At 74.5% G+C, this 1160-nt stretch carries 2 pseudogenes; both read left to right on the plus strand.

Going from position 1 to position 1160, the window contains the following annotated elements:
• Positions 1–318, plus strand: a pseudogene (locus ACWGDE_RS39115) (permease); the annotation flags it as partial.
• 76 nt (positions 319–394) lie between these two features.
• A pseudogene (locus tag ACWGDE_RS39120) lies at positions 395–1160 on the plus strand (hypothetical protein); the annotation flags it as partial.

Genomic DNA, 1160 nt, shown 5'->3' on the forward strand with positions numbered 1-1160 from the left:
GCACACGTGGTCGGCGGCTCGGCGCTGGTGATCTACGGGATCATCGCGGTGATGGGCGTCGACATGCTGGGGCGGACCTCCCCCGGCACCGGAAGCGGCTCCACGGTGATCGCGCTGGCCCTCACCGCCGGGCTCCTGCCGGTGGTGGCACCCGACCTCTACCAGGGGTTCCCCGTCTGGGCCCGGACGGTCCTCGGCAGCGGGGTGGTGGCGGGCACGCTCACCGCCGTCCTCCTGCACGCCCTCTTCCGCACCCGCTCCGGCCGGGCGGCCGCGGAACCCTCCGGCGCGGCCCCCGAGCCCTCCCGCCCCGCCTGACGGCGGCGGCTCCGGGGGGCGGCTACCGCCCCGGGCCGAAGCAGGGTAGAACTGCTCTGCGAAAGAGGGGGCTGGGATGCGGCGCGGGATGATCGAGTGGTTCCTGGGCGCGGCCGACGAGGAGACGAAGGCACTGGAAGACGTGCCCGGCATCGATCCGGAACGGCTGCGCGAACTGTGGTGCGCCGAACCGGAGCTGATGCTGCGCCTCGAGGGGCTCTACGCGGCTTCGCAGCGGGCCTTCGTTCGCCGTACCCGGGCCGCCGTCGCGGAGGACCTGCTCCGCGCCCTGCGCGCCGTCGCCCGGGGCGCCGACGTAGCCCGGCTGGACACGGCGGTCGAATCCGCCGAGTCGCGGCTGGAGGCCGACACGGCGACCGCCGGGGCGCGCGGCCTGAACATCGGCCTGACCTGCGGGATCCTGGTGAGCCCGGTGGTGCTGGTCGTGGTCTTCGCCCTGGGGGCCTGGGTGCCCGCGCTCTTCGGCGTGGACTTCGGCTGCCAGGAGCGGCTGGCGCTCGTCCACGCCCTGGTGTGCTTCGCGGGCGGCGCGATGGGCGCGGTCTTCAGTGTGATCATCAGGCTCCGCGACCCCCGCCAGCTCATCCGTTCCCGGGGCGGACAGGGCGCCACCCCGGCCGCCGATCCGGCGCAGCTGTCCCAGGCGCTCCGCCTGGAGGGCTGGTACCGCGTGGTGGTGGGGTGGTTCCTGGCCACCTCGCTCTTCCTGCTCATCAGCGGCGGCATCCTCACCGTGATCACCCCGCCGCTCACCCCGGCCGAACTGTGCGGACCGGGCACGCTCGACGCCGCCGGGCACGAGGCCCTGATCAAGGGGTGGT

Source organism: Streptomyces sp. NPDC054956, from assembly GCF_053609185.1.